At 51.0% G+C, this 3,558-nt stretch carries 3 protein-coding genes and 1 pseudogene; all 4 read left to right on the top strand.

Annotated elements, in window-relative coordinates; genetic code table 11:
* Positions 1-152 precede the first annotated feature (152 nt).
* Positions 153-1,598, top strand: coding sequence for a Na+/H+ antiporter NhaC (nhaC, locus tag NCY57_RS16410; RefSeq protein WP_015526033.1), 1,446 nt, complete (start codon positions 153-155; stop codon positions 1,596-1,598).
* 5 nt (positions 1,599-1,603) lie between these two features.
* On the top strand, positions 1,604-2,095 hold the full coding sequence (locus NCY57_RS16405; RefSeq protein ID WP_015526032.1) for an amidohydrolase family protein: 492 nt from the start codon (positions 1,604-1,606) through the stop codon (positions 2,093-2,095).
* Between the two features lie 53 nt (positions 2,096-2,148).
* On the top strand, positions 2,149-3,309 hold the full coding sequence (iadA, locus tag NCY57_RS16400; RefSeq protein ID WP_015526031.1) for a beta-aspartyl-peptidase: 1,161 nt from the start codon (positions 2,149-2,151) through the stop codon (positions 3,307-3,309).
* A 35-nt stretch (positions 3,310-3,344) separates the two neighbouring features.
* Positions 3,345-3,545 (top strand): annotated as a pseudogene (locus tag NCY57_RS16395) (sugar ABC transporter permease); the annotation flags it as partial.
* Positions 3,546-3,558: the final 13 nt, after the last annotated feature.

Raw genomic sequence — 3,558 nt, 5'->3', positions numbered from 1 at the left:
TGTGTCAAACTCCCGTGTAACAAGAAAATAAAAAAATATAAAGTTTTAGTTGTTGCCCGTTATCTTTTCTGATATAATAAGTCCAAATCTTAATACTCTGCCGTGATAAAATGTGAAACTGTCACGAAGGAGGCTAAAAGGAGAAACTACAAATGAAAGAAAAGAAAGAACGGGCCAAACGTCTGCCCACTTTTGCGGAATCGATCACACCGATCGTCGCAATGCTCCTGATCCTTACCATCGGAAAAGGCGTATTCGGCTACAGCACAGAGCCGCTTCTGATCATGGTAGCTGCAATCGCAGCATTTATCGCGTTCCGTGTAGGCATTACCTGGGATGAGATGATGGATGAGATCTGCACCAAGATCGCAAAGGGCATGCCTGCCATCCTGATTCTTGTATGTGTTGGCGCTATGGTTGGTACCTGGATGGCATCCGGTACCATTCCGATGATGATTTATTACGGCGTCCAGATCGTAAACCCGAAATTCATGCTGGTTACCGCGTTCCTGATCGAGGCAGTGGTTTCGGTTGTTACCGGTACCTCCTGGGGTTCCGTTGCAACCATGGGTGTTGCCCTGATGGGAATCGCAAGCGCCCTTGGCGTATCCCTTCCGGCTACTGCAGGCGCCTGCATCGCAGGTTCCTACTTTGGTGACAAGATGTCTCCGCTGTCCGATACCACAAACCTGGCTCCGATCGCGGCAGGCAGCACACTGTATGAGCATATCGGACATATGTTCTACACCACTGTCCCAGCAACCATCGTTTCCCTGGTGGTATATGCCATTGTTGGTATGAACGCAGATGTAAGCGCAGATATTACTTCTGACACCGTTACTACTTTATTAAGCCAGCTTTCTTCCATGTACAGCTGGAACCTGCTGATCATCATTCCGGTAGTGATCGTGCTGGGCGGCTCCCTGCTTCAGAAGCCAACCATTCCGGTTATGCTTCTTTCTACTTTTGTAGCAGGCTTGGAGAGTGTCTTCATTCAGCACGTAGCGTTAGGAGATGTGTTAAAGGCAACCGTAAACGGTTTTGATGTATCCATGATCCACCGTGCAGGATTTGACACCGAGACCTGTTCCGAGGCCGTAACCAAGCTGTTAAACCGCGGCGGTATGAACGGCATTATGAGCACCACACTTCTGGTATTCTGCGCATTCTGCTTCGCAGGTATCATGAGCCGGGCTGGCTGTCTGGATGTGGTACTCCAGAAGATCTTAAGCGTGGCAAAGAGTACCGGTGCGCTGATCACCGCAACCGTTGCAGCCTGCATTACCATGGCACTGACCACCGGTAACTCTTACCTTGCCATTCTGATTCCGGGCGAGATGTTCCGTGACGCTTACAAAGAGCGCGGGCTTGCGGCAAAGAACCTGTCCAGAACCCTTGAGGATGCCGGTACCGTAGTTGTACCGCTGATCCCGTGGTCCGCAGCAGGTGCTTACATGGCTTCCACCCTTGGCGTAGAGACTTTGGATTACCTTCCATGGGCAATCCTGTGCTACACCGGCTGGATTTTTGCAATCATCTGGGGCTTTACCGGATTTGGTATTGCCAAGCTCGATGATGAGAAGAAAAAGGAGAACTAAATACGATGTCCAGAGTGCTTTTGATTAAAAACGCGAATCTGTATGATCCGGATCCAAAAGGAATCCGTGATATCCTGATCGTAGATGAAAAAGTATTTTCTGTGGCAGAACACATCGATCCACCGGAACTTTCTGCTCCGGTGGAAGTTGTTTCTGCAGATGGAAAAATGGTAATTCCTGGTTATGTGGACCAGCATGTTCATGTGATTGGCGGGGGCGGCGCAAAGCTTCTGGTTACACGGCTTTCTTCCCTGCATGAGGAAGTGCGTGATGCTGTAAAGGCAGGGGTTCCGGTGGAAAAAGCCATCCGCATCTGCGGGGAGAACCCGGCCAGAGCCAACGGATTATTCCCGAAAAAGGGCTGCATCCGTCCGGGCAGCGACGCGGATCTTGTGATCCTGGATGAGGAATTTCTGGTAGATACGGTATTTGTCCGTGGACAGAAAATGGTGGAGTATGGAAAAGCACTGGTAAAAGGCACCTTTGAGACAGACTGACAGAAGCTTTGAAATAGAAAAGCGGAAAAGAAAGAGACAGGAGAATTGACATTATGATCAAGTTACTGAAAAACGCGAATGTGTACGCACCGGAGAAACTGGGAAAGAAAGATATCCTTATTGAGGGGGAAAAAATCCTTCTGATGCAGGATACTATTGAGGGATATGAGGGACTTCCGGGAGTGGAAACCTATGATCTGGAGGGAAAGACCGTTGTTCCGGCTTACATTGACATGCACGTGCATATCACAGGCGGCGGCGGAGAGCAGGGGCCGGCATCCCGTGTACCGGAATCCCAGCTCAGTGAATTCTTCAAAAATGGTATTACCACGGTAGTCGGACTTCTGGGAACCGATGGCGTAACCCGCAGTGTGGAAAATCTGGTCGCAAAAGCTCGCGCCCTGACCGAAGAGGGCATGACCGTGTACACTCTGACCAGTTCCTATGGTTACCCGCCGACCACCCTGACCGGAAGTGTAGAGCGCGATATCATCCTGGTTCCACCGATGATCGGTGTGAAGGTAGCGGTATCGGACCACAGAAGCTCCAACCCAGGCGGAGAAGAGCTGATCGCGCTGGCTACTGCAGCGCGCAGAGCCGGCTTACTCAGCAATACCCCTGGCCTGGTAACCATGCACATGGGTGACGGAGAGGGAAGACTGGATCCGATTTTCTATGTGCTGGATCATTCCGACGTTCCAGCCAAGAACCTGCTGCCGACCCACATCTTACGCAATCCTGGACTGATTGATGCCGGCGCGGATCTGGTGCGCCGTGGCGGCTACATTGACTGCACCGCCGGCGCCGATGATGTGGAGGTCGAATCCGATGCTCTGAAGCTCTATGAGCTGTTGCACCGCGAAGATGTGAGCCTGGATCATGTAACCATGTCCAGTGACGCGTTCGGAAGCCAGCCGCGCTTCAACGAAGAGGGCGAGTGCATTGGCCTGACCTACGCGTCCCCGAAGTATCTGCACCGTACCATCCAGATCCTGGTAAGAGAGGGCATGCCGCTGGAGGATGCCTTACAGCTTCTGACCAGCACTCCGGCCGTACTCCTTGGCAAAGAAGGAATCAAGGGCTGTGTAGCGGAAGGCGCAGACGCAGACCTTCTGGTACTGGATGAGAATCTCAACATCAACAGCCTGTTTGCCCGCGGCAAGGTCGCTGTGTGGGAGCAGGAAGTGAAGATGAAGGGCAGATTCGAGCAGTAAGGAAAAACATACAGGAGAAGGACTGTGATTGACTTATTGGTGGTGCTTCTGCTTATGGTGGTACCGGTACAGTTCCTGGTGTTATCATTGGTGCACTTCTGATGGGTGTTCTGAATCTTGGCATGAGTATCATGGGTATTGACCAGAATATCCAGAAGGTTGTTAAAGGTATGGTTCTTCTGGCAGCGGTTATCTTCGATGTTGTCAGCAAGAGAAAATCTTTTATCGTAAAATAATAATAGTCAGCGA

Origin of the sequence: Blautia sp. MB18-30, from assembly GCF_023669475.1 — a bacterium.
Lineage (GTDB): Bacteria > Bacillota > Clostridia > Lachnospirales > Lachnospiraceae > Blautia_A > Blautia_A fusiformis.
The sequence above is the reverse complement of the archived record's forward strand: the minus strand, read 5'-3'. Positions and strand labels throughout refer to the sequence as shown.